This window comes from Bradyrhizobium sp. (assembly GCF_019242285.1).
Taxonomy (GTDB): domain Bacteria; phylum Pseudomonadota; class Alphaproteobacteria; order Rhizobiales; family Xanthobacteraceae; genus Bradyrhizobium.
Genome location: NZ_JAFAVV010000391.1, coordinates 1 through 24,733, shown reverse-complemented (window position 1 = coordinate 24,733; position 24,733 = coordinate 1). Strand labels below are relative to the sequence as shown.

The window sequence follows — 24,733 nt, the reverse complement described above, 5'->3', positions numbered from 1 at the left end:
CTCGTCGCCGGACAGAGGCGACAGCAGGATCTGGACCTTGTCCTGCTCGATCAGCTTGCGCACGGCGCGAACGGCGGAGTCGGGCGTCGCGTCCGTCGAAGCCACGACGAATTCCAGCTCCTTGTCGCCGACCTTCTTGCCGTAGGTGTTGAGCGCGGTCTGGAAGCCGCGCATGCCGTCCTCGCCGAGCACCGTGTAGGTGCCTTCGAGGGTCGCGGTCACGCCGACCTTGATCTTGTCCTGCGCCAGCGCGGTGCTCGTCAGCAACAGGCTCGCGAGCGCGGCCAGTCCTAGGCTTGTTCTCGTCATCTCGTCTCCTCCCTTACGTCGCCAATTGATCGGATCGTCGCGATGCCGCGGCGAACCCGCGATCATGTTTGAGCGGAAGCTAGCCGAAGACGGAGAAAATCGCGCGCATGGCCCGGCAGCGCGGCTTGACAGGTAGTCTCATTTTGCATGATGCGCCGCAACGGAACGCGATATGGCTTGATCTTCAGGCGGTCACTTGATCTTCAGCGGACTTGGGCGTTCTGTCGATCCAGCCACGATCTTCCCACAAGGACAAGCATGGATTTCCAGCTCACCGACCAGCAGCGGCGCATGGTGGCCGCGGTGCGCGATCTCGCGCAATCGGAGTTCAAGACGGGGGCGCGGAAGTACATGGACGGCACCTTCCCCTGGGACAACATGAAGAAGCTTGCCGCCATCGGCGTGCTCGGCATGTCGGTGCCGGAGGCATATGGCGGGCTCGGCCTGCCGGTGTTCGATACTGCGCTCGTGCTCGAGGAGATCGCCAAGACCTGCTACGTGACCGCGATGGCCACCCTCGGCGAGGCCGGGGTGCAGACGCGGGTGATCGCAAAATATGCGCCCGAAAGCATCCGCGCGCGAATCCTGCCGAAGGTCGTTTCCGGCGATTGCATTCTCGCGGTCTGCATGACCGAACCGCATGCCGGCACCGACGTCGCCAACTACCGGACCAACGCCACGGTGAAGGGCGACCGCGTCATCCTCAACGGCTGCAAGACCTTGATCAGCCGCGCGCGCGAGGCCGGCATGTTCGTGATCTTCACCCGGATCGACGGCCGGCCCGGCCGCGAGGGCATCGGCTGCGTGCTGCTGGAGCCCGACACGGCGGGTTTCGAGGTCACAGGCACCTATCACACCATGGGCGGCGAGGATCTGCACGAGATCCAATTCAACGGCTGCGAATTGCCGATCGAGAACCTGGTGATCCGCGAGGACGGGTTCCGCAAGCTGCTGACCGCCTTCAATACACAGCGCTGCCTCAATCCGTCGATCTCGCTCGGGCTTGCCGAAGGCGCCTTCGACGAAGCACGCACTTACGTGAAGGACCGCACCGTGTTCGGCAAGGCAATCGGCAACTTTCAGGGCAACCGCTGGAAGCTGGCGGAGATGTATCGCGAGATCGAGGCCGCCCGCAGCATCCTCTACCGCGCCTGCATGACGGCCAATCCGTTTCCCGATCCGCTGATGGCGGCGATCGCCAAGATCACCTGCAACGAGATGGCGCTGCGTGTGACCAGCGAGGCCATCCAACTGCATGGCGGCTTCGGCTTCACCGACGAATATGCAGTGTCGCGGCTCTACCGCGGCGCCCGCTACGGCACGCTCGGGGGCGGCACCACCGAGACGCTGCGCGACCTGATCGGCAGACGCATCATGGAGGCGGGGGAAAGCGGCGAGGATCTCCTGGCCTATGACATGCTGGGCGGTGGCGATGATGCTTCATGAGCCGCGCACCCTGGCTTTACCCCCGCTTTACCACGGGCGACTGCATCGGATCGGGTTTACCGCGAATCAACCCGAAAGCGCGCCTACTGACAGGACTCCATCGACGGGCACAGGGAGCACATGCGAACGGGCAACGGCAGAGAGTTGGTCATCGATGACGTGCATACGCGCGCGATCTGCGAGGAGATCGGCGACCGGCTGCGCGAGATGCTTGCACGCAGCATGAGCAGCGAACTCCCGCCGCTTCTGTGCGGCTTGATGCGGCAGTTGGAGAAGGCCGATGGGGAAACCGCGCCTTCGCTGGCGCCTTCAATCGAAGACATGAGCGCGCGGAACGAAGCGGATCGCTTGCCCGCCTGAATGCGGCGCCGCGCAGGCGAACGGCGGCTTCTCTAACAGCCCGTGAAGCGGGGGTCGGGGCCCTCGTGCATTTCCTTGAGGTAGGCGCGGGCGAATTCGGTCAACTGATCCGGATCACTCCGCCCGGCCGACATCAATTGACCAACGTATCGGCTAATTCTCTCGCGCGAGACCGCCAGCTGGCCATCGTCCATGACGCGCGTCAATTCATAGGTTTTTAAGGCCTGATCGACAATTTCATTCATCGAGTCACCACGCCGCACTGCAATATTCGCATTGCAGCACCCGACTTTTCAGGCGTCAAGCTGATTTTAACAAGTTTATTAAGACGGCCCGCATCGCGATACCTCCGGATGCGGCTACTCGGACAGCTCGTATTCGAGCTGCTTTTCGGACACACAATTCGAGAGCGCAGCGCTGCAAAGCTCACGGTTGGCCTTGCCATATCTGACCCCCTTCACCGCCCAATTGGTGGAACCGTTGGCGGAAGGCGCCACGCGCTCGACGATCACACCCATGAAACTCTGGCACTCGGGGTGGCTAGCCCTGACGACCTCGGCAATCGCCTCTTCGAGATCAGTTGGCGCAATCGGCTTGCGCGTTTCCTTGACTCGGTTTCGGCTTATCCAACTCATTTCGGCTTGCCGATCGTTGTTTGAGCGGGCGACTTCAGCTCACGTGATGGAAGCGATCGCGCCTTCAATCCCCGCATCGTGCAGCTGTTCCATATCCAAGCATAAGGAGATTGTGCAACGCAACAGGCAAGGTCTTTAGCGATCGGGAGATCGCCTTCGCGGGAAAGGTCGGCACCGTCCACCCCTCGCTGCGGGATTAGGTGATCTGCTTTGCGAATGTTGTTGAAAAACTGCTGTTTTCGGCCCGCAAGAATACGGTACCCCGTAATCACCCGTGGCGAGCAGGCTTTTTAAAATACATCCTTAACAGTATATCGACTGCGACCCGCAGCGGCGGCGGGCATTGGATATGCCCTACAACGGGACTGTTTTTCTCAAATTTTAGTCACAGTCGAAACACCTTCATACCCAAATCGTTAACCGCTTTGATGTTCGGTTGGTTTGGCAAAGGAAGTGGCCATGCCAGCAGTGAGAGAGCAGCGACATCATTTCGTCAGATCCGGCGCGGTCCGTGAGCCTCTACGGCTCGTCCGCAAAACCGACTATGAGCATGTCGCCGACGTTCCCGTATTACGCTTTTCATCGCCATGGCCCTGGGTCTTCGCGCTGGCGATCAGCTGCGCCATGTGGGTCGGCATCGGCTGGGTAATCTGGAAAATCATTTGAGATTCCAGTGGGGAGGCGCTCCATAGGCGCCGGTTTGAGCAGCAGGGCGCGACGGAACCGTCGAGGCGGTCGGTCCCTGCCGGCCAACCGACCGGTCTGATGCCATAATCCCGATCAAATCACCTGCACCCGTGCGGCAGACGTAAGAACTCCGACCAGGGCATCCGCGCTTTCGGCCAGCCCACCGACACTGATTTTCAAGGGTAGCCGGGCTAAGGGTTCCGACTTGCAATGATGCAGCGAACGAGGGCTCGCATGTCTGAATTGAGTGCAAGGGCGCATGAGGTCCGAACGGCGATGGAACGCCTGCCGGCCGTCGCCGTCCTCATTCCCTGCTACAATGAGGAGATCACGATCGGAACGGTGGTCGCGGATTTCCGCGCCGCCCTGCCTACCGCCACGATCTTTGTCTACGACAACAATTCGCGCGACCAGACAATCGAGGTCGCCCGGCAGGCCGGCGCCGTCGTGCGCAGGGAGACTCGGCAGGGCAAGGGCAACGTCGTCCGGCGCATGTTCGCCGACATCGAGGCCGACGTCTATGTACTGGTCGATGGCGACGACACCTATGACGCCGCTGCATCCGCAGGCCTGGTCGACCGGCTCGTCGAGGAGCGGCTCGATTTCATCAACGCGATGCGGATATCGACCGAGAAAGACGCCTATCGCACCGGCCACCGTTTCGGCAATTGGCTCCTGACTGGCCTGGTCAGCCAGATCTTCGGCCGCCAGTTCAACGACATGCTGTCCGGCTACAAGTTCCTGTCGCGCCGCTTCGTCAAATCCTTTCCGGCGATGTCGAGCGGCTTCGAGACCGAGACCGAGCTTGCCGTGCACGCGCTGGAGCTCAGGATGCCGAGCACCGAGGTCGCCACGGTCTACAAGGAGCGGCCACCCGGCTCGGTCAGCAAATTACGCACCTATTCCGACGGCGTACACATCATGATGCTGATCGCGCGGCTGGTCAAAGACGAGCGGCCGCTGCACTTCTTCGGCCTTTCGGGCCTGGCTTTGATCGTCGCAGCCGTGCTGCTCAGCATCCCGCTGCTGGTGACCTACCTGGAGACCGGCCTCGTACCCAGGGTTCCGACCGCGATCCTGAGCGTTGCGCTGGTCATCGTGGGCGTGCTCAGCATTTTCGCCGGACTGATTCTCGACATGACGACGCGGACGCGCCAGGAGATGAAACGCCTGATCTATCTATCGCTGCCGACGTTTCGGTGACCATGCGATTTGACAAGCGAACCTGGCAGGAGGCGGTCCGCATCCTGCGCTTCGGAATCGTCGGGCTGGGCGGGTTCGTGGTCGACGCCGCGGTGCTCGCCGTCATGGTGCACGGCCTCGGCGCCAACCCCTATGTCGGCCGTGCGGTATCGGTCCCGATCGCCATCGTTTTCACCTTCGTCTGCAACCGCTGTTGGTCGTTTGCCAGCCTGAGCCAGCCCACGCTCGGCACCGCCTTCGCCTCCTATGTCTCGACCCAAGGTGCGGGACTGCTGTGCAATCTTGCCGTGTATTCCGCCGCGCTCCTGGTCATCCCGAGCCCGTTCGGCGCGCTCGCCATTGCGTCTGCGACCGCGATGTTCGTGAACTATGTCGGCGCGAGGTTCTGGGCGTTCCGCAGCTACGGCAGCCGCAGCATCTCGGAGAGATAGATTTCGGCGCTGCGTTTCCAGGAAAACTGCGCGGCCCTTTGCCGGCCCTGCTCGGACATCGAGGCCCGCAACTCCGGGCTGGCCGAAAGCGCGACGATCGCCTGCCGCCAGCCGCCGTCGTCGTCCGGATCGACATACATGACGGCGTCGCCGCCGACCTCCTTGAGGCTTGCGGCATCCGAGGAGATCACCGGGCAGCCCAATGCCATCGCCTCCAGCGGGGGAATGCCGAAGCCTTCGGTTCTCGACGGAAACACCAGGCACATCGCGCGCCGATAGAGCGCAGCGAGTTCGTCGTCGCCGACGAAGCCGAGGTGATGGACATTGGATTGCTGGACCGCCGCTGAATCGGCCGCAAATATGCTGGAGGAACCGCCGGCGATCACGACATCGATTCCGGCCTGGTCCAGCGCCGAAGCCTGCGCGAGCACGATGCCGATATTCTTGTGCCTCGCACTACTGCCCAGCAGGAGAATATAGGGACGCTGCAAGCGATCGACGACGGGAATGCTGGCGCGCTCGGCGCGCCAGCGCAGCACATGCTCGTGGCCGTTAGGCGCGATGAAGATCTGCTCACGGCGGCAAACGCCGTATTTCACCAGCATGTCGGCGGAAAACTGCGACACCGTCGCGACCCTGCTGGCACGTCCGCCGACCCATGGCAGCAGCCGCCGATACACGAGGCGAAAGGTGCGGGAATAGCTTTCCGGCAGGATGAAGGTGTTGGCGTCGTGAATGCAGACGATGTGACGCCGCGCCAGCAGCGGACCGAAATTGCCGAGGCTCAACACCCGCCGCTCCGCCTGGAACGGCAGAACGAGTTGATCCCAGGCGTGCCCCGATCCCAGGCGCGTGCGACGGACCTCGATTTTCGAAAGCGCCGGAATGGTTTCAGCACCCGGCGGAACGACCAATCGCATCGTCCCGCCGGGGAGGCGATCCGGCTCTTGCGCCAACAGTTCGTTCAATGCGACAACGATCTCGTAGGCGTAGCGCTGGACGCCCGTCATGCGTTGCGTGAGAAAGCGTCCGTTGATCACCCAGCTTCGTTCAGGCGCGTGCCGGCCGATGCCGTTCATGGCCGATGGCACCGATTTGGCATCGGCGCTTCCGGTATGGCCATGAAACGGTGGACACGTGCCACGCGAGTACCTCGGTCGGCGAGTCGCCCTGGAACAGTGGTTCGAAGCTACACCAGATTCCGACGATTGCAGCGTCTCGAATCTGCGTTCGAAAGCAAAACTACGGGTTCCCTCCGGAATGACGACGAGAACACTCCTGCTTGGGCTGCTGATCTGCACGTCGTTCGCGAACGCGCGTGCTGGCGAGCCGCCGAAGGTAATGGCCGCGAGCAGCGACACCTTTCTGAGCTCGCTTGGAGTATGCACGCATGTGGACCAGGGATACGACCCGACCTCTTATGCCGAACCACTGCGATATCTGGGCATTCGGGCCATCCGCGATGGGCCGCACAACCTGCCTGGCCTCCTCATGCTCCATCAGCAAAGCGGGATTCTCGTCGATTTGATCGGCTGGGATATCGCGGACATCATGGTCGCCGCCAGGACCTTGGCGCGGTCCGATGCACTGCTCGCCATCGAGGGACCGAACGAACCGAATAACTTTCCGATCGACTACAAGGGCCGGCAGGGAGGCGGACATTCGGCGAACTGGCTCCCCGACTGGGTTCCGAGCAGGCTCCACGCCTGGCTGCCCAGCCCGGTGACCTGGGTCCCGATCGCCGAGTTCCAGAGGGATCTCTACAGCGCGATCAAGAACGATGAGGAGTTGAGCCGCTATCCCGTCTTCAGCGTCTCCGAGGGCGGCGCCGAGACCGACAATGTCGGATTGCAGTTTCTGACGATTCCCGCCGGCGCCGGCACCTTGCTTCCGGCCGGGACCCGGTTCGCCGATTTTGCCAACGTCCACAATTATGCGAGCGGGATACGCATCGGCTATGTCGACAACCAGGCCTGGCAAGCCGCCGACCCGGTGCTGGACACCCACTGGGACGGCCTCCTTGGCGAGTACGGCCGCACCTGGTTCAGGCACTTCGAGGGCTACCCGACGACTCAGCTCGAAGCTTTGCCACGCGTGACCACCGAAACCGGCTGGGAAGCCCGCAGCCTCCAGGATGAACGAACCCAAGGCATCGTCCTGGTGAACACCTATCTCGCCCAGTTCAAGCGAGGCTGGCGATACACGTTCATCTATGAGGTGGGAGAGGGAGAAGGAGGCGGAGGCAATTATGGGCTGTTCCACTCGGACTGGTCGCCAAAACTGGCCGCCACCTATGTTCACAACCTGACGTCGATACTGGCCGATCACGCCGCTGCCGCGGCCCCCTCCGCAGAGCTGAGCTACGCGATCGAGAAGGCGCCCGACACAATCCACGATCTGCTCCTGAGGAAGAGCAACGGCACGTTCGAGCTGGTGATCTGGGGAGAGCAGGTTGCGGGCTCGAACAGCATCAAGGTCAGCCTCGACCGCCCGCGAAGATCCGTGAATGTCTACGATATCACCGTCGGCACCGATCCCATCCAGACTCTGGGCAACGTCGCGGACATTCCTCTGACGGTCGGCGACCACGCATTGATACTCGAGATCGATTGATCGCGTCGGACGCCCCAGGCAGCACCGCGGTCAGGCAAGCGATCTCAGCAGCTGCTTGGCATGGCCTTGCATGAGCACCAGCGGATATTCGGCCCCGAGCGATATGTTGCAGGTACGCCGCAGCACGTCGAGCGTCGTGCTGCACATGTCGGCGGAATAGGAAATCTCGCGATGCGCCCATCTGTACGGATTCATGCGCTCATCGAAGGTGCGCTGGGTCAGCACGGGGATCCAGTTGGTGTAGACGTGCCGCTCGGTCTCGATGAGCCATTGGACGCCCCGCTGCTTGCCGAATGCCTCGGCTTCCTCGGGTTTCTCGAAGATCACGCTCAGGCCCACGGCGTTGGAGGCATCGTGGTGGGGCGAAATCCGCACGCGCCGGCTCTTCGAGAGGGATTCGACCATCACGTTGCGACGCCGGCCGAGGCGCTTCAGCAGCGGGTCGAGCTTCGAGACCTGCGCATGCAGGACTGCGCCGGCCATCTCGGCCATCTTCATGTTCAGTCCGGCGAACAGCGGCTCGTTGCCCTCGATCTCGTAATCGCGCACATGGCTGCCGACGTCATGATAAATCCGGGCACGGCTGAAAATGCGATCGTCATGGGTGAGCACCGCTCCGCCCTCGCCCGAAGAAAGGTTCTTCCGCTGGCTGAAGCTGAACGCTCCTACCTCGCCGATGGTGCCGACACGGCGGCCCTTGTAGGAGACGCCAACGGCCTGGCAGGCATCCTCGATGATCTTCAGGTTGAACTTCCTGGCAATCCCGACGATGGCATCCATGTTGCACACGAGATTCAGCATGTGCACCGGGATGATCGCTTTCGTGTACGGCGTGATCTTGCGGACGATGTCCTCGGGGCTGATCGTCAGGCTCTCGTCGATGTCGACGAGAATCGGAACCGCGCCGACGGCCAGGCAGGCCACAGCCGTGGATACCCAGGTGTAGGCCGGGACCAGAACCTCGTCTCCCGGGCCAATCCCAGCCCCGACGAGCGCAGCAACCAGCGCGCTCGTGCCACTGTTCACCGCAAGCACATGCTTGACGTTGAGCTTCTGCTTGAGCGCAGCCTCGAACCGCGTGGTGAAGCTCGGCTCCTTTCCGGCGTGTCGCTGCAAGCGCCCGCTTCCGATCACGCGAGCGACGGCGATCAATTCCTTAAGCCCCACCGATGCCATCTTTACGTAACTCGTTCACCAAATGGCCCGGTTCAGCGGTCCCCTCTTCAAGAGCGTTGGCCAGCAAGAACGAAGGAACTTCCGAACCGCGCCCACAGCGACGACATCCATACGCGTGCCGCTACTTTAGACAAGCCCGACTGATGGATATGCTAAATCCTCACGTTGAGTAGACCGACGACAGCCGATCAGCCTTGCGCGCCGAAGCGGGCTGCGGCGACGCAGCCTCGATTCCGCATCGCAACGATGTCGCACTACCGATGCCTGCGAGATCAAGCGGCTTTCAGGACTGTGGTTCCTTCAGAGCCCCGGAATTTGCGGGCACCGTGCTCCCCGCAGGAACCCGCGAGCGCACATTCAGCTACGAGCGGAATCCGCAACCGTTGCCGTCGCTTTCGCACGCGCGGATACCGCTGCTGGGACGGACCAGTTCGAAATCAGCCGGGAACCACTATTCCGCGGCGACCTCGCCTATGTCGGGCGCGGACGCCCTTACCCCTTCCAGGTGGTCGGCCAGTCTGAGCGCCAGCGCCAGCAGGGTATGGGTCGGGTTGGCATAGCCGGCGCTCGGGAACACCGACGTGCTGCACACGAAGCCATTTCGCGTTCCGAACAGCCGCAGGTTCGGATCGACCACGCCATTCTGTTCCGAGACGGCCATCCTGGTTCCACCCAAATGATGAAAACTGTCGCGAATGGTGGAAATGAATTCGCCCTCGGCGCGGTCGAGCGACGGGACCGGACTGACGAGTCCGACCGCGCGCTCCCGGAATGCCTCCCGAACGATCTCGACGAATTTGCGTATTGAATGCAGTTCCTGCTCGGAGGCCCGCCAGTCGACCTTGGCTCTGAACATGCCGAGCGCATCGCGCGCCGATGACAGGGTTATCCGGCCGTCGGTCAGGGGATTCTGCTCGCAATTGACATTGAGCTTCAGGCTGCGGCCAGAGCTGGCACGCGACGTTGCGATCGAGGCCGAATACGGTATCTTGTGCCACAGCAGCTTGTGGAAGTTTGCGGCGAGGTGAACGAGGCGCGACGGCTTCAACTTTTCATATCTGCGGGTTCGAATCCATCGGACCGTCTCGTAGGCCCGGGCCATGTCATCATAGCCCCCGGTGAAATGCGTGATGAATCCCCCGATGTCGAGCGTGCCCAGCCGTCGCTGGACCGCCAGGGGAAGCTTCAGCTTGTGCTGGAAGCGATAGCCCTGAGCGGCCACGAAATCCAGGTAGGCGCCCGGCAACTTCGCATTCTCTTCGACGATGTCGGCGACATAGCAGAGAAGGTGATCCTGGAAGTGGCGGCCGACCATCTTCTCCCGATTCCAGGGAGCGACGCCGCCATCTTCGCTCGGCTGCAGCAGTAAGCGCGAAGTTTCGATGCCCCCCATGCAGAGGACGAAACTCCGGGCGCGAAAGATCTTCTCATCGCCTTCGAGCGTTCGGCAACGAACGCCCAGGATGGTCGTGCCGTCCTCGTCGAGGACGAATCCGCAGGCATTGGCGTGAAGTACGACGACGAGGTTCTGATCGCCGTTGATCGCCTCGTCGAAGAGGGAGGCAAAATTCGTCCTCAGGGTGAAGTTCGAGAACGCGGCGATGAGATCCGGTCCCCATGCGGGAGGTTTCGTATCGAGAAGCGCCCATATTTTCTCGGCGTCGCTCGGCGCGTCGGCGAGGCCCTCCAGCTCCGCCGCCTTGCGATAGTAGGGAGCGAGGTCGGCCTTCGAGATCGGCCATCCGCTTCCGTCAACCCAGGAGCGCTCCTCGAAGATGAAGTCGTCGAGCTCCAGGATCTGCCCGGCCCACTGCGTCGTGCTGCCGCCGAGCAGCCGGAAGCGACCGTCGTAGAGGCCGTTGAAGGCGAGTCCTTCCCCGATCTCTCCCGCATACAGATCCTGGTCCCTCGGGCTGTAGCGCCGACCTCCCGCCTCCAGCAACAGCGTGCGAATGCCGCGCTTTGCGAGACTGGCAGCCAGCGTGAGACCCGCGGCGCCCGCGCCGACGACGCAGACCTCGGCATCCCGTTCGCCGATCTGCCCGTTCTTTTCGAGATCGATGATCAACTCAATTTCTCCTCAACGCGATCGCCGAGAGCCTCCCGCGGACCGTCGCGCCGACGTCTTCTCCCGTGACACGACTTTGCTTCCGGATCAGCGCTTCCCGAAATTTAGGGTTACCGCGCTCGGCCTGGACAATACTCGGATACGCTCACGGCATGTCGCTGCTCCATCCGAGGACCCTCGCGCGCTAGGGCGGGTGAGCCCTCACGCATTCGACGAACTGGCCATGATCGCCCAGGCTCAGCGCGACCGTTGCAATCGCCTGGGTCGCGACGGGCTGATCCGACGTCAGGACGTCGTAGGTCCTGGTCGATCGGCAGGCGCCCTTGAACGACACGGTGACCTGCAGCGGGGGCGCCTCCAGCGGCTTGCCCTCCGCGCGATTCCAGAATGGCGGCTCTCTCCAGACCGCAGCGACCGGGTTGCCGTTCGCCTTCGTCAGGGCAAGCGAGTGAACGGGCTCCTTGGCACCGGGCGCCTCCACGACGACTTCCACAGCTTGCGCGCCGGCTACCGCCCGCGTTCCACCACCGTCATCGGCGGCCAGCAAGGACGTCAGATTCCTGATGGTCTTCGCCGCCGCCTTCGGCCTGTTGTCGAAGGTGAACAATCCGAAGTGGAATCCGAGCTCGGCATTCTCCGGATCCGCCTTCTCGTCCAACAATTCGTAGATGTAGATGACATCGAAGCCGGCGCGCGCGGCATCCAGCAGGCCGTTCAGGATTCCTTTTGCCTGGGTTCGCTCGTCGACCCCGATGACCAGCCACCCGGATTCCGGGCGCGTCGCGTAGCCGAACTCTGTGATGGCCTTCGGCAGGTCATCTTTCATGGCCGCATAGATGCTCGGCTTTCCCGGAGCGATCCAGCGTTCTGGCTGGTCTCCGTTCTGGGCGTAGACATGGATGTTCATGACGTCGGCGAGGCCGGCGAGCGAGCTTCCATGGGTGAATTTCGGATCCTTCACCATGTCGAACCCGGTCAAGTCGATGACGGGAACGGCTTTCAGGGCGGGATCCGCCTTGATTGCGTGATACAGGGCCTTCTGCCCGTTCAGGGCTGCCTCAGGTCCAGTCGCGCCATCGAACGAGACCGCGAAATTATTGATCTCGTTGTATCCCTCCACATACGCCACCGAGCCGGGTACGGCCTTTTCCAGGATTTGCAGATAGTTGATAGCCGCACCGGCGCCTAGTCCCGACGGGAAGATCATGTTGAACTTGATCCCTTCGAGCGCCATCCGTTTCAGCGCATCGCGCGCCTGCAGGCTCGGGACGCCGTCGGTTCCCGGTATGCCGTCCCTAACATTCCTGACGCCGAGAAATTTGAGGTCTGCCAGTACATTGGGGAGATTGGCGTACGCGCCGTCCGTGTAGGGCATGTGCACGCAGATGCCGATCATCTTCACGAATGCGGATGCATCCATGACGGTGCGCGCATCGGCGGCGCGCGATGTCGGCGACTGGCAGAGGATAGCGCCCATGGCCGCGACCATCGCGATGGAACGGAGCCACTCTCCTCGCGTCATGCCGGCCACCGACTCCAAACGCCACACTCACTGATCCGGAATTTCGGGTCGGGACCCTAGCTCAACCCCAGAGCTCCCTGCAACCGGCCCCTCACGGCAACAATGTAGAGCAGCACGGGCCCGGCCAATCCGGCAAGTACGGCGAGAGGAAGAACGATCCAGGCAGCGTCGATGTGAAGCAGTTTCATCAGAAAGATTCGCATGCCGGCCACGAACAGAACATGCGTGAGAAAGATCGTCAGCGAGCGCTGACCAAGCAGATTGAGCGTCACGTTGGTGCTGATGCGCGGAACCGCCGCGAGCGCCAGCAGGGCGATGGTTCCCATGATCGAAGCCGGCAAAGCATATGCACTCCAATACCCGGCGCCCGTCCGATCGCTCAAAAGCGCAGCAAATATGGTGGCCGCAAGCAGACCAAGCGCCAGCAATGCCGGATGTTTGATCAGGCTTGGCCAATTCTTCATCTTCGGCCCCGCCAAGACGCCGGCGACATAGAACGGCGCGAACTGCGCAATCGACAGGATCGTCCCGGAAAGGAGCAGGAATGGCACCGTGATCCGGAGCAGAAGAGCGATCGAGGCGAGCACGATCCCGTTCGCGAACGACAGCGTGACGGCGGCAATCGCCTGGAGAACGAACAGTACGTACAGGAACCAGAACTGCGAAGGCGGAGCCCACAATGGCGAGATCAGATCGATCCACCCGATGTCGATCGGGGTGTTCACGAGCTTTCCGAGGGAGTAGATGACCGCGAGCTGGATGTAACTCCACAGGAAGCAGGGATACAGCAGCCGGGATATCGACGACACGATCAGCGCTTTCGGGCCATCCTGGCGCTTTTCCAGGCGCTCCTTGAGCAGCAAGCCGGACAGGAGGAAGAAGAACGGCATGTGAAAGGTGTAGACGACGTAATAGGCTGCTTCGAAAAAGCCCCCTCTCGGGAGCAGGCCCGCCTGGAATGAGCCTCCGATTGCGTGAAAGGCAACAACCAGGATGATGCCTAATCCTTTTGCAGAGTCCAGCCACGCGATGCGGCTCCTTGTCACCGGGGACGCTGCCACCGTCGCCTCGGCGGCAGGACCGATGACCAACGACGAACTGAAATCCGCACTCATCGATGCCACCACCTGGAAACCAGCACAAAGCCACTCGGATCGCCCAGGAGAAACAAGACTGTCTCCGAAGGCCAACGGCGCGCGATGATACAGAGAAGCCTTGCGTTGTCGACAACGCTGTGCGCATTTGTCGTGTGCTGTCGATCAATCGGACATCGGCAGCCTCGTCGAGAAAAACGGAAGCATCCGGAGCTGCCTCTGCGCCGCATCGCATCTTGTTCCGCCGCTCCTGTCGAACCCGACGTCACGCGCAATTGATCAGGCGGCAACCGCGTGGGCTGGTCAAGGCGATGTTCGTTAACCCTTGGCGCAAACCAAGTTACGAGGATTTCTTCATCGGCATTCTAGGCATCGCCGTCGACATGCGATATCCGCGAGATGCGGTTCCGACGCCGACGAAACTGACTGGAGGAAGCACTCGAGGCACGATGATAGACCGAAGACTGGCGTATAGTCGCAGACCAAGGCGGTCATAGTAAGGTTCGATGCGTATCCTTCACCTCGTCAATCACTGCAATCACGCCAACGGCAACGCGCACGTGGCGGTGGATCTCGCATGTGTACAGGCCGAACGCGGACACGACGTGGCGTATGTGAGTGCCGGCGGCGACTATGAAGGACTGTTGCGGAACCACGGCGTAAGCTTCGGCCTCGTCACCTTGAACGGCCGAAATCCGCTCGCGCTGCTGCGCTCGCTGATCGTGTTGCGCCGGTTCTGCATGACGTTCAAGCCGGACATCATTCACGCCCACATGATGGCCAGCGCCGTGTTCGGCTATCTGGCCTCCCGGCTCTGTCGGGTTCCCCTGGTCACCACCGTCCATAATTCGTTCGACCGGCATTCGGTCTTGATGCGGCTCGGCGACAAGGTCGTCGCCGTCAGCGAAGCCGAACGGAAGTTTCTGCGCGGCAGAGGGTTCGGCGAGTCGCAGCTTGCCGTCGTCATCAACGGCCCGAATCATTCGCCGCGGGAAGACTATCTCTCCGACAAGAACAGCGTGGACGCGACCCTGCTGCATCGCCCTTACGTCGTCACGGTCTGCGGGCTGCATCGTCGCAAGGGCGTGCATGATCTGCTTCGCGGATATGCCGCCGCCATACAGGGCCAGCCCGAATGGCGTCTGTGCATCGTCGGCGAGGGTCCCGACCGGGCGGAGCTGACGAAGCTCGCTACCGATCTCGGCATCGGCGACAAGGTCGAGTTTTTCGGGGCGGTCGGCAACCCGAGACAGATCCTGGAGAATGCCGACATCTTCGTTCTGGCGTCCTACGCGGATCCCTGCAGTCTCGCGGTCGCGGAAGCGCGCGAGGCGGGCTGCGCCATCGTCGCCACGGCCGTCGGCGGCACGCCCGAGCTATTGGAGTTTGGCAAGGCCGGCGAACTCGTTCCCGCCGGCTCTCCCGCGGACATTGCGCAGAAGCTGGTCACCCTGATGTCGGACCCGGCCTTGCTGCAAACCGCGAGAGCGAGATCGAAAGCAGGATCGGAATATTTCAGAGTCACGCGGGCCGCTGCAGACTACGAAGCGGTCTATGCGTCGCTGACCGGCGTGGCCCGCGCTCCGGAGAAACTGGGCCTGCAGCGAATCTAAAAGAAAATGGATGCGCACGCCGTCGTGGCATCAGGTGTGATCGAATGATGGTTCTGTATAGCGGTTTTCCCAGGCGTGACGGCTGATCGGCGCAATGCTCAAGATGACTGACGGCTCAATCGAGACTTCGACGGCAGCCATGAAGGCGGATCATCGGCACTACATCGGGCTCGATCTTCTGAGGCTGTTCGCCGCCTTTCTGGTGGTCTTCAATCATTTCGGCATCTTCTCGGCTGCCCGTCCCGACGTTGGCGCACCCTTCGCATTCCCCGCGCTCAACTTCGCATCGGACTTCGGTTGGGTCGGCGTGGAGATATTCTTCGTCATCTCGGGATTCGTCATTCCCCTCACCGCATCCGGCGCGACCGCGGGCGCGTTCGTGAAACGTCGCGTGATACGGGTATTCCCCGCACTCTGGATTTGCACGTTCCTCGGTTTCGCCGTGCTGGTCGCGTCCGGCCAGCCGGCCCAGGAGCTGTTGCTGCCGCTCCTGCACTCTTTGATATTGTCGCCGAAGGGCCCCTATATCGATGGCGTGGTCTGGACGCTGGTGGTCGAGGCCGTGTTCTACGCCTTGATCTGGGCGGCGCTCATGAGCGGAACCATCGAGCGGATCGGCCGGATCGGAGCCGGCCTCGGGCTGGTGAGCGCGATCTTCCTGATCTTCTACGGCTTCACGAAGCTGTTCTCGCACGACCCCGCCATCGGCGAGCTGTCGTCTGCGCTCGACAGGTTCACATTTCGCGTCCTTCTGCTGAGGCACGGCGTGTTCTTCGCGCTGGGACTTCTGATCTGGGCAGGTCACACGTCCGGCTACTCACGAGTCCAGCGCCTTCTCATCGCTGTCATGGCGATCTTCGGCGTTCTCGAGATCTCGTTCCAGTATTGGTCGACGGCAACCGTACCGTCGGTCCAAGCGATGGCGATTCCGATCCTTCTCTGGGCCGCCTCAGTCGCGATCCTGATGGCGAGCATCAGGTTTGCAAAGCAGCTCAGCGACCGGTTTCGCGATCATCGGAACCTCCTGGTCAAGCTTGGACTGCTGACCTACCCGCTCTACCTCAATCACTACACCCTCGGCAGGGTGATGACCTTCAGCCTGGTTTCGCACGGCGTCCCCTCATGGTTGAGCTTCGTCGCGGTCATGGCGACCATTCTGCTGTCGAGCTGGTGCATCATGATCTTCGCCGAGCCGGCGCTCCAGTCGGTCTTGCGAAAGCGACTGCCGGTGAGCCGAGTGGCGAATGGCGGGACGGCCGAGGCGGCCCCAAGAAGCTGACACCGATGCCCGTCCTGGACCTGCGCGACATGCCGGCTGCCGACCCGATCGAGGCCGACCTGTGCATCATCGGCAGCGGCCCGGCGGGCGCCACCATCGCCTCGGAGCTCGCCCCCGGCCATCTGCGCGTGGTGGTTCTCGAGAGCGGCGGACTCGCACGGCAGGCATCCGCGGATGCGCTGAACGAGATCGAGAATGTCGGGCGGCCGCGCGAGCTCGATCAGTGGAACGTGCGAAACCGGGTGCTGGGCGGCAGCTCGGCGACCTGGGGCGGACGCTGCACCGTGCTCGACTCGATCGATTATGAGGCCAGGGACTGGGTCCCCCATTCGGGTTGGCCCATCGCCGCCGAGCAGATCGAGCCCTATCTGCAGCGCGCCGCTCCCTATCTCGGCCTGATCATCGGCTCGGATCCGGGCGATGCGTTCTGGTCGCTGGCCGGACGGCCTGATCCGATGCCCGCCATCGACAAGGAATTGCTGGTTTCCATGTTCTGGCAATTCGCCAGGGACAGAAGCAATCCACTCAACTGCGTCAGGTTCAGCGAGCGGCTGATGTCGCTCCGCGGAACCGACGTCAGGGTCCTCGTCAACGCGACCGTCACTCACATCAATCTCAATCATGCCCGGACCGCAGTCGAATCGGTCGAGGTGCGCAGTACGGACGGCGAGCATCGCCTGGTCTCGGCGCGCTGCGTCGTGCTCTGCGCGGGCGGGATCGAAAATGCGCGGCTGCTGCTCGCATCGAATCGGCAGATACAAGCGGGCGTTGGAAACCAGAACGACCTCGTCGGGAGGTACCTGATGGATCATCCGCGCGGCAAGATCGGCAGCTTCGATCCGGCGCGGACGTCGTCCCTGCAGAGATGGCTGGGCGTCTACAACGCGAAAACTCCGTTCGGTTCCAACCTGTTCTGGCGCGGCCTGCGGCTGAGCCCGAACATGCAGCGGAAGCTTCGTCTGCTCAATTGCGTCGTCTTTCTCGAGCCAGAGCTCGCCGCTGACGATCCCTTGAACGCATTGAAACAGATCCTGCGCGGCAGACCGTCGGCAAGAAACGCGATGATCGTCGCATCGCATGCAGGCTGGCTCGCGAAAGGGCTGCATCGCTATTTCGTCGAAAGGAACGGCCTGCCCCGCAAGCTCGACCGGCTCAATCTGACCTGCATCGTGGAGCAGCGCCCCGACCCCGACAGCCGGATCACGCTGGCCGACCGCACGGACCTGTTTGGCGTGCCGCTTTCACGCATAGACTGGCGGGTCGGCGATCAGGAAAGGGCGACGGTCAGGAGCGTCGCGCGAATGGTCGAGCGCGAATTCCGCCGATTGTCGATCGAAGCTCCGGCCATCGAGGCCTGGGTGACCGACGAGGAGCCGCTGCCGGTCTCGTTTCTCGATCATGGCCATCCGGCAGGCACGACAAGAATGTCGCGCCATCCGGAGCGCGGCGTCGTCGATCCCGATTGCGAGGTTTATGGCGTGAACGGCTTGTTCGTCTCGGGCGCTTCCGTGTTTCCCACGGTTGGACACGCAAATCCGGCGCATATGATCGTCGCGATGGCGGTACGTCTCTCGGACACCCTGAAGAAACGCCTTGCAATGAGCACGGCTTGATGGCCCCGAATGTTGACAGCCCTCTGCATCGTGAATAAGACGCGCGACATTGTCATTGTCGGTTGTTTGAGCGTGCTGGACAGGCCTGGGCCGCGATGAAGGTAGAGGATCTCGCTATCTTCGACGCAGGCTCGGTGTTCGAAGCCGATCTTGCCATCGTCGGTGGAGGGCCGGCCGGACTGACCATCGCCCGCGAGTTTGCGGGAAGCTCGACGCGAATCCTGGTGCTGGAGAGCGGCAACTTCCTTGAGACGCCCGACTCTACCGCTCTGCTGGAGGTCGAGAGCGTCGGCGAGCCGCGGAGCGAGCCGCAGAAGCTCAAGCGGATGGCATTCCATGGACCGAGCTCCAGCACCTGGTCTCAGGATCTCCAGGGCTACGGCGTGCGTTGCCGCGCGCTCGGCGGCTCCAGTCATGCATGGGCCGGCAAGTCCGCCGCCTTCGATCCGATCGACTTTCAGACGCGACCCTGGGTGCCGCATTCGGGATGGCCGGTCGCGCGTGACGCGCTCGATCCCTATCTGGACCGCGCAGCGAGCGTTCTGAATCTCGGCCCGAACGTCTACGACGATCGGTTATGGAGCTTGGCCGGGATCGCTCCCCCGCAGCCGGCGCTCGATCCCGACGTGTTTCGATCGTTCTTCTGGCAGTTTGCGCGGTCACGTATCGATCACCTCGACATCATGCGGTTCGGTGCGGAGTTTCTCACTCTCCATGCGGACAATATTCGCGTTCTGTTGAACGCCACCGTCACCGAAATCCGGCTTTCGCCGGACGGCGGGCGCTTCGATGGGCTCGAAATCGCGACGCTGGACGGCGCGCGGTCGCGGGTGGTCGCCAAGGCGGCCGTCGTCGCCGCGAGCGGCATCGAGAACGCCCGGCTTCTGCTCGCGTCCAAGGCCGTTCATGCGCGGGGCATAGGCAACACGCACGATCTCGTCGGGCGCTTTCTGATGGATCATCCAGGCGCCCGGGTCGCCCGCTTCGAGAGCGACGACATCGACAAGGTCATTCGCCGCTTCGGATTCTACGGGCTGACCGAGCGCGGCCACACCCATCTCTATATGCATGGCCTGGCGCTCACGCCCGCCGTCCAGGAACGCGAAGGACTGTTGAACGCCGCGGTCTACTTCATGGCCGAACGCGCCGCCGACGATCCGCTGGACGCGTTGAAGCGGCTGCTCAGGCGCAAGAGCACGGCTCCGATCCAGGACCTGTCGTCGGTCGCATCCAGCACCGGCCTGCTGGCGAAGGCCATCGGCATGAAGGTCCTGGCGAGCGATGCGACGCCGACCTTGCTCAAGGACATGATCGTGAACGCCGCGATCCGCGCCAATCCGAATTTCGTGGCCAAGGAGTTCATGACGCGAGGCCTTCCCCACAAGCTCGTCAGCGTTTCCATCGACGCGATCAGCGAGCAACGCCCGAACCCCGACAGCCGCGTCACCCTGTCCGATCGAACCGACTGTCTCGGCGTGCCGCTCGCAAAGGTCGACTGGCGCATCAACGAGGAGGAGCGCCGCACCATCATGAGGATGGCCCAGCTTGCATCCGAGACGTTCACCCGCGCCGGACTTCCGGAACCCAGGCTCGAGCCATGGGTTGCCGAGCAACGGTCCGACGAGGTGGTCATCATCGACATGGCTCACACCGCCGGGACCACCAGAATGTCGAACGATGCGGCATCAGGCGTCGTCGACCGTGATTGTCAGGTGCATGGGGTTCACGGCCTCTACGTGGCGGGTGCTTCCGTCTTCGCGACCAGCGGGCACGCCAATCCGACGCTCATGATCCTCGCCTTCGCAATCCGCCTCGCCGACAAGATCAAGCTCGACCTGGCGCAATAGGAGAACCGGCTTGGCCAAGATTCTCGTGACCGGTGCAGCAGGCCATGCCGGGCGCTTCGTCGCTCCCGCGCTGCTGGCGGCGGGACATCAGGTCCGCGGACTGTTCCGAACCACCCCGGGCGACGATCCGAGAATCGAGTGGCAGCAGGCCGATCTGGTCAAGGAGCAGGCCTATGACTCCTTCCTTTCCGGCTGCGATGCCGTCGTGCATCTCGCCGCGGAACTGCACACCACCGACCTGATGGATGCGGTCAACGTCGACGCCACGCGCCGACTGGCATTGCAGGCGGCACAGCATGGCGTGCGGTATTTCGGTTATGCCAGCTCCATCGTCGTCTATGGTTCCCCACGCCGGCGCTTCGTGGACGAAAGCTGTCCGCGGCTCGATCCGCTCGTCCCCCTCGTCAGCCAGTATCACGCCGAGCCGTACATGCTGCAATATGCCCGAACCAAAACGGCCGCCGAGATCGCACTCGAGCAAGCCGACGTTCCCACGATCACGGATTTCTATCGGCCGGCGGTCATCGTCGAGCCGTCCGACATGCTGCGCGCGGGAGACTGGAGCCTGCCGCGGAAAATCTTTGCGGGCTATCGCAACACGCAGTTCGTCACCGCCACCGATGCCGCCGCCGCCATCGGCCATCTGGTGCACCGGGGTCTCGAAGCGTCGAAGCAGAAGCGCTCCCGCGTCGAGGCCTACAACATCGCCGACGAAACCGTCCTCACCTTCTCCTCGCTGTTTCGCACAGCGTATCGAGCGACCGGCAATCCCAAGTTCAAGGTCGCCCTCCAAGTTCCCGTGATCATGGATATCGCGAAGGATTTCGTCTATTATCGCAATAAGGTACTGAGATACCCGCTTGGGATGCTGACGATTTCACCTGGCAAATTGTTGGCGACGGGGTTCGTCGTCCCCCTCGGCGTTGAACGCGCGCTGTCCGATGCGATTGCGGCTCTGGCGAACCGGCGCGCGGGTTCCGGACCTCCCGGCATCTAGTGTTCCCGCTCGCTCTCTTGCTGCACTGCGGATAAGGTTAATTGCAGGTTTGTCCGTCGCGCGGGGAAACCGGTCGCCGGTTCCGTAGGACTTGTTGCTATTTCATGACGGGATCGGGCCGTCGTAGTTCGGCATCCCGAGTGACGTAGAGAGAAGTGTATGAGTGATTTGATCGCGCCGACGGAACAGGCCGCCGAAGCAAGCACGCAACTGATCGTTGCGGTCGGGATTGCAACGGCCGGCCGGCGGGAGATACTGACGCAGACGCTCGCGACGCTCACCAGACAGAGGCGCCTGCCGGACCTCCTCGTCGTTTGTCCCGTTGCTCCCGAAAACGATGTCGACGCCGCAGCGCTGGCGAACCTTCCGTTCCGCTCGAAGGTCGTGACAGGCCCAGCCGGTCTTCCGGCGCAGCGCAATGCCATCCTGGCGGCATGCGCCGATGCGGACGTGGTCGTCTTTTTCGATGACGATTTTTTTCCGGAGGGTGGATACCTCGCCGAGCTCGAGAAGCTGCTCGTCGAGAACGAGAAAGTGATCTGCGTCACCGGCTTCCTGATCGCCGACGGCGCCAAAGGTCCCGGCATCAGCGTCGCCGACGGGCTGCGGATGATCGCGGCCCCAACGCGGACCGCCAATGCCGCGTGCGAGATCTACGGCGCGTATGGTTGCAACATGGCGTTTCGCCTCGAGGCGATCCGTCGACACGACATCAGGTTCGACGAGAAGCTGCCGCTGTACGGCTGGCAGGAGGACATCGATTTCTCGCGCCGCGTCGCACCCTTTGGCCAGATCGTCAAGGCACGGCAATTGCAGGGTGTGCATCTGGGAACCAAGCGAGGCCGAACCTCCGGTGTGCGCCTCGGTTACTCCCAGATAGCCAATCCGATCTACCTCATCAGAAAGGGCAGCCTGTCGTGGAAGCACGCGAAGATGTTGATGTGGCGGAATCTCGCCGCCAACTTCGCCCGCAGCATCTATCCCGAACCCTGGATCGATCGAAGGGGCCGGCTGAAGGGCAATCTTCTCGCGTTGAGGGACTTGGTGGTGGGCCATCTGTCGCCCGATCGAATCATGAACCTGCGTTGAGCTAGCGGAGTTCGGTCTTCGATGGATGCGACGAGCAATCACATTTCCCTGGTGGTATCTACGCTTGGACGCCGGTCCGAGCTCGAGGAGCTGTTCCGCAGCCTGGCTGCGCAGGACTACAAGGATTTCGACGTCATCGTCGTCGATCAGAACCAGGACGATCGCATCGGATATCTGTTCGATCGCGAGTGGCCGTTCCCGCTGAAAAGGCTGCACACGCCGGGAGAGCGCGGCCTGAGCCGCGGACGCAACGCCGGTTGGCGCATTGCGACCGGCGACGTCGTTGCATTTCCGGATGACGACTGCTGGTATCCGGCCTCCTTTCTCTCCTCCGGCTTGAAATTGATGTCGGCATACGGCGCCGACGTCCTGACCGGGCGCGCGGCCGATGAAACCGGCCGTTCGATCAACGGCAGATATGCAACCGCCGCCCATCGCATCGATCGATCCAATGTCTGGATCTCGGGCATCGAATGGGTGATGCTGTTCAAGCGTGAGACCCTGCTGGCGGTCGATGGCTTCAACGAAAGCATCGGCGTCGGAGCCGGCACGCCATGGCAGGCCTGCGAGGGTCAGGACATCATCCTGCGCGCCCTCGAGAAGGGGGTCGTCTGCCGGTTCGATCCGGCGTTCGTCGGCCATCACGCCGAGCTGAACATCGTGGAACCGGACAGGTCCATGCGGTCCAAGGGCCGATCCTACGGCCGCGGTCTCGGCTATGTCCTCCACGTGCACAACTACGGCAATCTGTCGCTCGCATCCTGGGTCGTTCGGCCGATCGTGAAGTGCATGCTGTCTGCCCTGTCGGGTAAGTTCAAGTCCAGCCTCTATTTCATGAACGTCGCCTTCGGCCGGCTGGAGGGCTACATCTCGGCCAATCCCTGAGCGAAATGGGTGAACGGTTGAGGCACTGGAGCGACGGCGATGACGATTGAGCCCATTGGGATTGTCACCCTTCTGATCGGCCTCCTGGGGCTGACGCTGCGTCCGCCTCTGCTGGTCTACATCTTCCTGTGCTTCACGCTGATGGGATCGGCCGCGGCATTCGTCCTCGACTCGCTCGGCGGAACGAACGTATCCCCCGCTCATCTCCTGCTCGGCTTCCTGGCGATCAAGCTGCTTTCCGACGCCGAAACGAGGCACCGTATCCTCGAAGGACTGTCATACCCCGGCGCGGGATTCTGGCTTCTCATGACTTTGATCTATGCCCTGTTATCGGCCTATTTCCTGCCACGGTTCTTCGCAGGGCAAACCATGATCTTCTCGATCCGCGAAAACCTCAACTTCGGCATCCCGCTGGAACCGCAGACCTCCAACCTCACGCAGTCGGTCTACTTTCTCGGAGACAGCCTCTGCTTCGTCGTCCTGTGCGGCTATGCGAGCACGCGGGAAGGTTTTCAGGTGCTGGGGACAGGCGCTCTGGTCGCGGTGACGGCCAATCTCGTGTTCGCATTCCTGGACCTGGCGACCTATTTCACCAACACCACCGATTTGCTGGCGTTCGTCCGCAACGCGAACTACTCGCTGCTCAATGACAACGAAGTGGCCGGCTTCAAGCGGATCGTCGGGCTTTTCGTGGAGACCTCCTCCTTCAGCTACTTCACGCTCGGCTTCCTTGCGTTCGCCATCTCGCTCTGGAGCGACGGCATCAAGACCCGCTTCACAGCCGTTCTGGTGGCGCTCTCGCTGACCTGTCTGGTGTTCTCGACCTCGACCACCGCCTATGTCGGACTGGCCGTTTTCATGTCCTTCTTCTACCTGCAAACACTGTTCTTGGCCGTGATTCACCGTAGAGTGACCCCGCAGGCGGCAATTCTTTTCATCGGTTCCCCGCTCCTTCTGGCGCTGGTGGTGATCGCCATCGCCCTGAACGACGACTATTCCGGGTATATTCTCGATCTTCTCAACACCATGGTGTTCAACAAGCTATCCACCAGCTCCGGAGTCGAGCGGTCCTCCTGGAACCAGCAGGCGCTCGTCAATTTCTTCGATACGTTCGGCTTCGGCGTCGGCAATGGCAGCATGCGCGCGTCGAGCTTCCCGCTTGCGGTGCTCGCGAGCTTCGGATTCGTGGGAACCCTGATCTTCGCCGTGTTCTTTGTTCGGGTGTTCTTCCAGTTCCACGCAAGCGATGACACAATGATCGCAGCCTATCGTCGGGCTGCCAGGACGGCATGCGTCGCCTGGATCATCGGAGCGTCGATATCGGGAGCCCTGGTGGATCTCGGCCTGCCTTTCTTCATCTTCGCGGCTCTGGCGTGCTCGCGTGCGGCGCCATCAGGCGCGAAGTTCTTTGCGCAATCGAGGCAGGTGATGGCCTCCTTCGCCAAGCCGCAGGAGAGTCTGTCGCAAGGACAATCGGCCTTCGGTTGACTGCCGCGCCAAAACCGCCCTTCGGCAGAAACGGACATGCTTGAGTATTGAAAGCCCCACGATTCGCAATGCACCGGCGAGCCATCGCAAGGTCGCCATCGGTGCGCTGGCCTCCGGAGCGGTCAGCGTCGCCAAGATAGCGATACAGCTTCTGTTGCTGCCGGTGATGGGCAGGCTGTTGGGTCCCGACGAGTTCGGCGTCTTTGCGCTGGCGCTCCCGGTCATCACCTTCGTCATTCTGCTGGCGGATGGCGGGCTCGGCGCCTCGCTGGCGAGGGAGGACGAGTCGTCGACGCTGGTCTGGTCGAGCGCCTTCTGGGCACTTCTCCTGATGGGATTTGCGCTGGCGGGGGTGACGACCCTGTTCGGCCTCGTCAA

General features: G+C 62.3%; 22 protein-coding genes. 14 read left to right on the top strand and 8 right to left on the bottom strand.

Annotated elements, in window-relative coordinates; genetic code table 11:
* On the bottom strand, positions 1 to 309 hold a 309-nt coding region (locus JOY90_RS15170), incomplete at its 3' end, for an ABC transporter substrate-binding protein (protein WP_291691932.1).
* Between the two features lie 258 nt (positions 310 to 567).
* On the opposite strand from JOY90_RS15170, the gene JOY90_RS15165 reads away from it, so the two are divergent.
* Positions 568 to 1,755 carry an acyl-CoA dehydrogenase family protein gene (locus JOY90_RS15165; RefSeq protein WP_291691931.1) on the top strand — a complete coding sequence of 396 codons (1,188 nt, stop codon included), beginning with the start codon at positions 568 to 570 and terminating at the stop codon, positions 1,753 to 1,755.
* Positions 1,756 to 1,875: 120 nt separating this feature from the next.
* Positions 1,876 to 2,115 (top strand): hypothetical protein, encoded by a 240-nt coding sequence (locus JOY90_RS15160; protein ID WP_291691930.1) that lies wholly within the window; start codon positions 1,876 to 1,878, stop codon positions 2,113 to 2,115.
* Between the two features lie 32 nt (positions 2,116 to 2,147).
* Here the strand turns inward: JOY90_RS15160 and JOY90_RS15155 are convergent, their stop codons facing one another.
* Together JOY90_RS15155 and JOY90_RS15150 are read right to left on the bottom strand one after the other, a co-directional pair.
* A complete protein-coding gene (locus JOY90_RS15155; protein WP_291691929.1) occupies positions 2,148 to 2,360 on the bottom strand; it encodes a hypothetical protein in 213 nt (70 codons plus the stop codon).
* Between the two features lie 114 nt (positions 2,361 to 2,474).
* On the bottom strand, positions 2,475 to 2,750 hold the full coding sequence (locus tag JOY90_RS15150) for a hypothetical protein (RefSeq protein WP_291691928.1): 276 nt from the start codon (positions 2,748 to 2,750) through the stop codon (positions 2,475 to 2,477).
* A gap of 921 nt (positions 2,751 to 3,671) precedes the next feature.
* Here JOY90_RS15150 and JOY90_RS15145 point away from each other — a divergent pair.
* Together JOY90_RS15145 and JOY90_RS15140 are read left to right on the top strand one after the other, a co-directional pair.
* On the top strand, positions 3,672 to 4,640 hold the full coding sequence (locus tag JOY90_RS15145; protein ID WP_291691927.1) for a glycosyltransferase family 2 protein: 969 nt from the start codon (positions 3,672 to 3,674) through the stop codon (positions 4,638 to 4,640).
* A gap of 2 nt (positions 4,641 to 4,642) precedes the next feature.
* Positions 4,643 to 5,071 (top strand): GtrA family protein, encoded by a 429-nt coding sequence (locus tag JOY90_RS15140; RefSeq protein WP_291691926.1) that lies wholly within the window; start codon positions 4,643 to 4,645, stop codon positions 5,069 to 5,071.
* Here JOY90_RS15140 and JOY90_RS15135 read toward each other — a convergent pair.
* Positions 5,041 to 6,150, bottom strand: coding sequence for a glycosyltransferase family 1 protein (locus JOY90_RS15135; protein WP_291691925.1), 1,110 nt, complete (start codon positions 6,148 to 6,150; stop codon positions 5,041 to 5,043). The two genes, JOY90_RS15140 and JOY90_RS15135, sit on opposite strands and share 31 nt — an antisense overlap.
* Positions 6,151 to 6,331: 181 nt before the next feature.
* Between JOY90_RS15135 and JOY90_RS15130 the strand changes: the two genes are divergently transcribed.
* A complete protein-coding gene (locus JOY90_RS15130; RefSeq protein WP_291691924.1) occupies positions 6,332 to 7,684 on the top strand; it encodes a glycosyl hydrolase in 1,353 nt (450 codons plus the stop codon).
* Between the two features lie 30 nt (positions 7,685 to 7,714).
* Here JOY90_RS15130 and JOY90_RS15125 read toward each other — a convergent pair whose 3' ends face one another.
* The 4 genes from JOY90_RS15125 to JOY90_RS15110 all read right to left on the bottom strand — a co-directional run bounded on the left by JOY90_RS15125 (position 7,715) and on the right by JOY90_RS15110 (position 13,565).
* On the bottom strand, positions 7,715 to 8,860 hold the full coding sequence (locus JOY90_RS15125; RefSeq protein ID WP_291691923.1) for a DegT/DnrJ/EryC1/StrS aminotransferase family protein: 1,146 nt from the start codon (positions 8,858 to 8,860) through the stop codon (positions 7,715 to 7,717).
* 451 nt (positions 8,861 to 9,311) lie between these two features.
* Positions 9,312 to 10,928: a GMC oxidoreductase gene (locus JOY90_RS15120; RefSeq protein ID WP_291691922.1), complete on the bottom strand. Its 1,617-nt coding sequence runs from the start codon at positions 10,926 to 10,928 to the stop codon at positions 9,312 to 9,314.
* A 184-nt stretch (positions 10,929 to 11,112) separates the two neighbouring features.
* Complete coding sequence (locus tag JOY90_RS15115; RefSeq protein WP_291691921.1) at positions 11,113 to 12,477, bottom strand: hypothetical protein; 1,365 nt, start codon at positions 12,475 to 12,477, stop codon at positions 11,113 to 11,115.
* 29 nt (positions 12,478 to 12,506) lie between these two features.
* Positions 12,507 to 13,565 (bottom strand): acyltransferase, encoded by a 1,059-nt coding sequence (locus tag JOY90_RS15110; protein ID WP_291691920.1) that lies wholly within the window; start codon positions 13,563 to 13,565, stop codon positions 12,507 to 12,509.
* Between the two features lie 485 nt (positions 13,566 to 14,050).
* Here JOY90_RS15110 and JOY90_RS15105 point away from each other — a divergent pair, with 485 nt between their 5' ends.
* The 9 genes from JOY90_RS15105 to JOY90_RS15065 form a co-directional block, all read left to right on the top strand.
* Entirely contained in the window at positions 14,051 to 15,157 is a 1,107-nt protein-coding gene (locus JOY90_RS15105; RefSeq protein ID WP_291691919.1) for a glycosyltransferase family 4 protein, read from the top strand.
* Between the two features lie 103 nt (positions 15,158 to 15,260).
* Positions 15,261 to 16,436 carry an acyltransferase gene (locus JOY90_RS15100; protein WP_291691918.1) on the top strand — a complete coding sequence of 392 codons (1,176 nt, stop codon included), beginning with the start codon at positions 15,261 to 15,263 and terminating at the stop codon, positions 16,434 to 16,436.
* 5 nt (positions 16,437 to 16,441) lie between these two features.
* Entirely contained in the window at positions 16,442 to 18,049 is a 1,608-nt protein-coding gene (locus JOY90_RS15095; protein ID WP_291691917.1) for a GMC oxidoreductase, read from the top strand.
* Between the two features lie 95 nt (positions 18,050 to 18,144).
* Positions 18,145 to 19,896, top strand: a complete 1,752-nt coding sequence (locus tag JOY90_RS15090; RefSeq protein WP_291691916.1) for a GMC family oxidoreductase — start codon at positions 18,145 to 18,147, stop codon at positions 19,894 to 19,896.
* Positions 19,897 to 19,906: 10 nt separating this feature from the next.
* Entirely contained in the window at positions 19,907 to 20,893 is a 987-nt protein-coding gene (locus JOY90_RS15085; protein WP_291691915.1) for an NAD(P)-dependent oxidoreductase, read from the top strand.
* Positions 20,894 to 21,052: 159 nt separating this feature from the next.
* Positions 21,053 to 21,982 (top strand): glycosyltransferase, encoded by a 930-nt coding sequence (locus JOY90_RS15080; RefSeq protein WP_291691914.1) that lies wholly within the window; start codon positions 21,053 to 21,055, stop codon positions 21,980 to 21,982.
* A 21-nt stretch (positions 21,983 to 22,003) separates the two neighbouring features.
* A complete protein-coding gene (locus JOY90_RS15075; RefSeq protein WP_291691913.1) occupies positions 22,004 to 22,867 on the top strand; it encodes a glycosyltransferase family 2 protein in 864 nt (287 codons plus the stop codon).
* A 39-nt stretch (positions 22,868 to 22,906) separates the two neighbouring features.
* Positions 22,907 to 24,355, top strand: a complete 1,449-nt coding sequence (locus JOY90_RS15070) for a hypothetical protein (RefSeq protein ID WP_291691912.1) — start codon at positions 22,907 to 22,909, stop codon at positions 24,353 to 24,355.
* Between the two features lie 40 nt (positions 24,356 to 24,395).
* Positions 24,396 to 24,733, top strand: a 338-nt coding sequence (locus JOY90_RS15065) for an oligosaccharide flippase family protein (protein WP_291691911.1), incomplete at its 3' end; no start/stop codon positions are given.

Excerpts from the sequence above, each read along its gene's own strand:
- JOY90_RS15135 (WP_291691925.1), bottom strand. The coding sequence starts at position 6,150 with ATGAACGGCATCGGCCGGCACGCGCCTGAACGAAGCTGGGTGATCAAC.
- JOY90_RS15150 (WP_291691928.1), bottom strand. The coding sequence starts at position 2,750 with ATGAGTTGGATAAGCCGAAACCGAGTCAAGGAAACGCGCAAGCCGATT.
- JOY90_RS15070 (WP_291691912.1), top strand. The coding sequence starts at position 22,907 with ATGACGATTGAGCCCATTGGGATTGTCACCCTTCTGATCGGCCTCCTG.
- JOY90_RS15110 (WP_291691920.1), bottom strand. The coding sequence starts at position 13,565 with ATGAGTGCGGATTTCAGTTCGTCGTTGGTCATCGGTCCTGCCGCCGAG.
- JOY90_RS15130 (WP_291691924.1), top strand. The coding sequence starts at position 6,332 with ATGACGACGAGAACACTCCTGCTTGGGCTGCTGATCTGCACGTCGTTC.
- JOY90_RS15125 (WP_291691923.1), bottom strand. The coding sequence starts at position 8,860 with ATGGCATCGGTGGGGCTTAAGGAATTGATCGCCGTCGCTCGCGTGATC.
- JOY90_RS15165 (WP_291691931.1), top strand. The coding sequence starts at position 568 with ATGGATTTCCAGCTCACCGACCAGCAGCGGCGCATGGTGGCCGCGGTG.
- JOY90_RS15095 (WP_291691917.1), top strand. The coding sequence starts at position 16,442 with ATGCCCGTCCTGGACCTGCGCGACATGCCGGCTGCCGACCCGATCGAG.
- JOY90_RS15140 (WP_291691926.1), top strand. The coding sequence starts at position 4,643 with ATGCGATTTGACAAGCGAACCTGGCAGGAGGCGGTCCGCATCCTGCGC.
- JOY90_RS15075 (WP_291691913.1), top strand. The coding sequence starts at position 22,004 with ATGGATGCGACGAGCAATCACATTTCCCTGGTGGTATCTACGCTTGGA.
- JOY90_RS15080 (WP_291691914.1), top strand. The coding sequence starts at position 21,053 with ATGAGTGATTTGATCGCGCCGACGGAACAGGCCGCCGAAGCAAGCACG.
- JOY90_RS15105 (WP_291691919.1), top strand. The coding sequence starts at position 14,051 with ATGCGTATCCTTCACCTCGTCAATCACTGCAATCACGCCAACGGCAAC.
- JOY90_RS15160 (WP_291691930.1), top strand. The coding sequence starts at position 1,876 with ATGCGAACGGGCAACGGCAGAGAGTTGGTCATCGATGACGTGCATACG.
- JOY90_RS15145 (WP_291691927.1), top strand. The coding sequence starts at position 3,672 with ATGTCTGAATTGAGTGCAAGGGCGCATGAGGTCCGAACGGCGATGGAA.
- JOY90_RS15100 (WP_291691918.1), top strand. The coding sequence starts at position 15,261 with ATGACTGACGGCTCAATCGAGACTTCGACGGCAGCCATGAAGGCGGAT.
- JOY90_RS15090 (WP_291691916.1), top strand. The coding sequence starts at position 18,145 with ATGAAGGTAGAGGATCTCGCTATCTTCGACGCAGGCTCGGTGTTCGAA.
- JOY90_RS15155 (WP_291691929.1), bottom strand. The coding sequence starts at position 2,360 with ATGAATGAAATTGTCGATCAGGCCTTAAAAACCTATGAATTGACGCGC.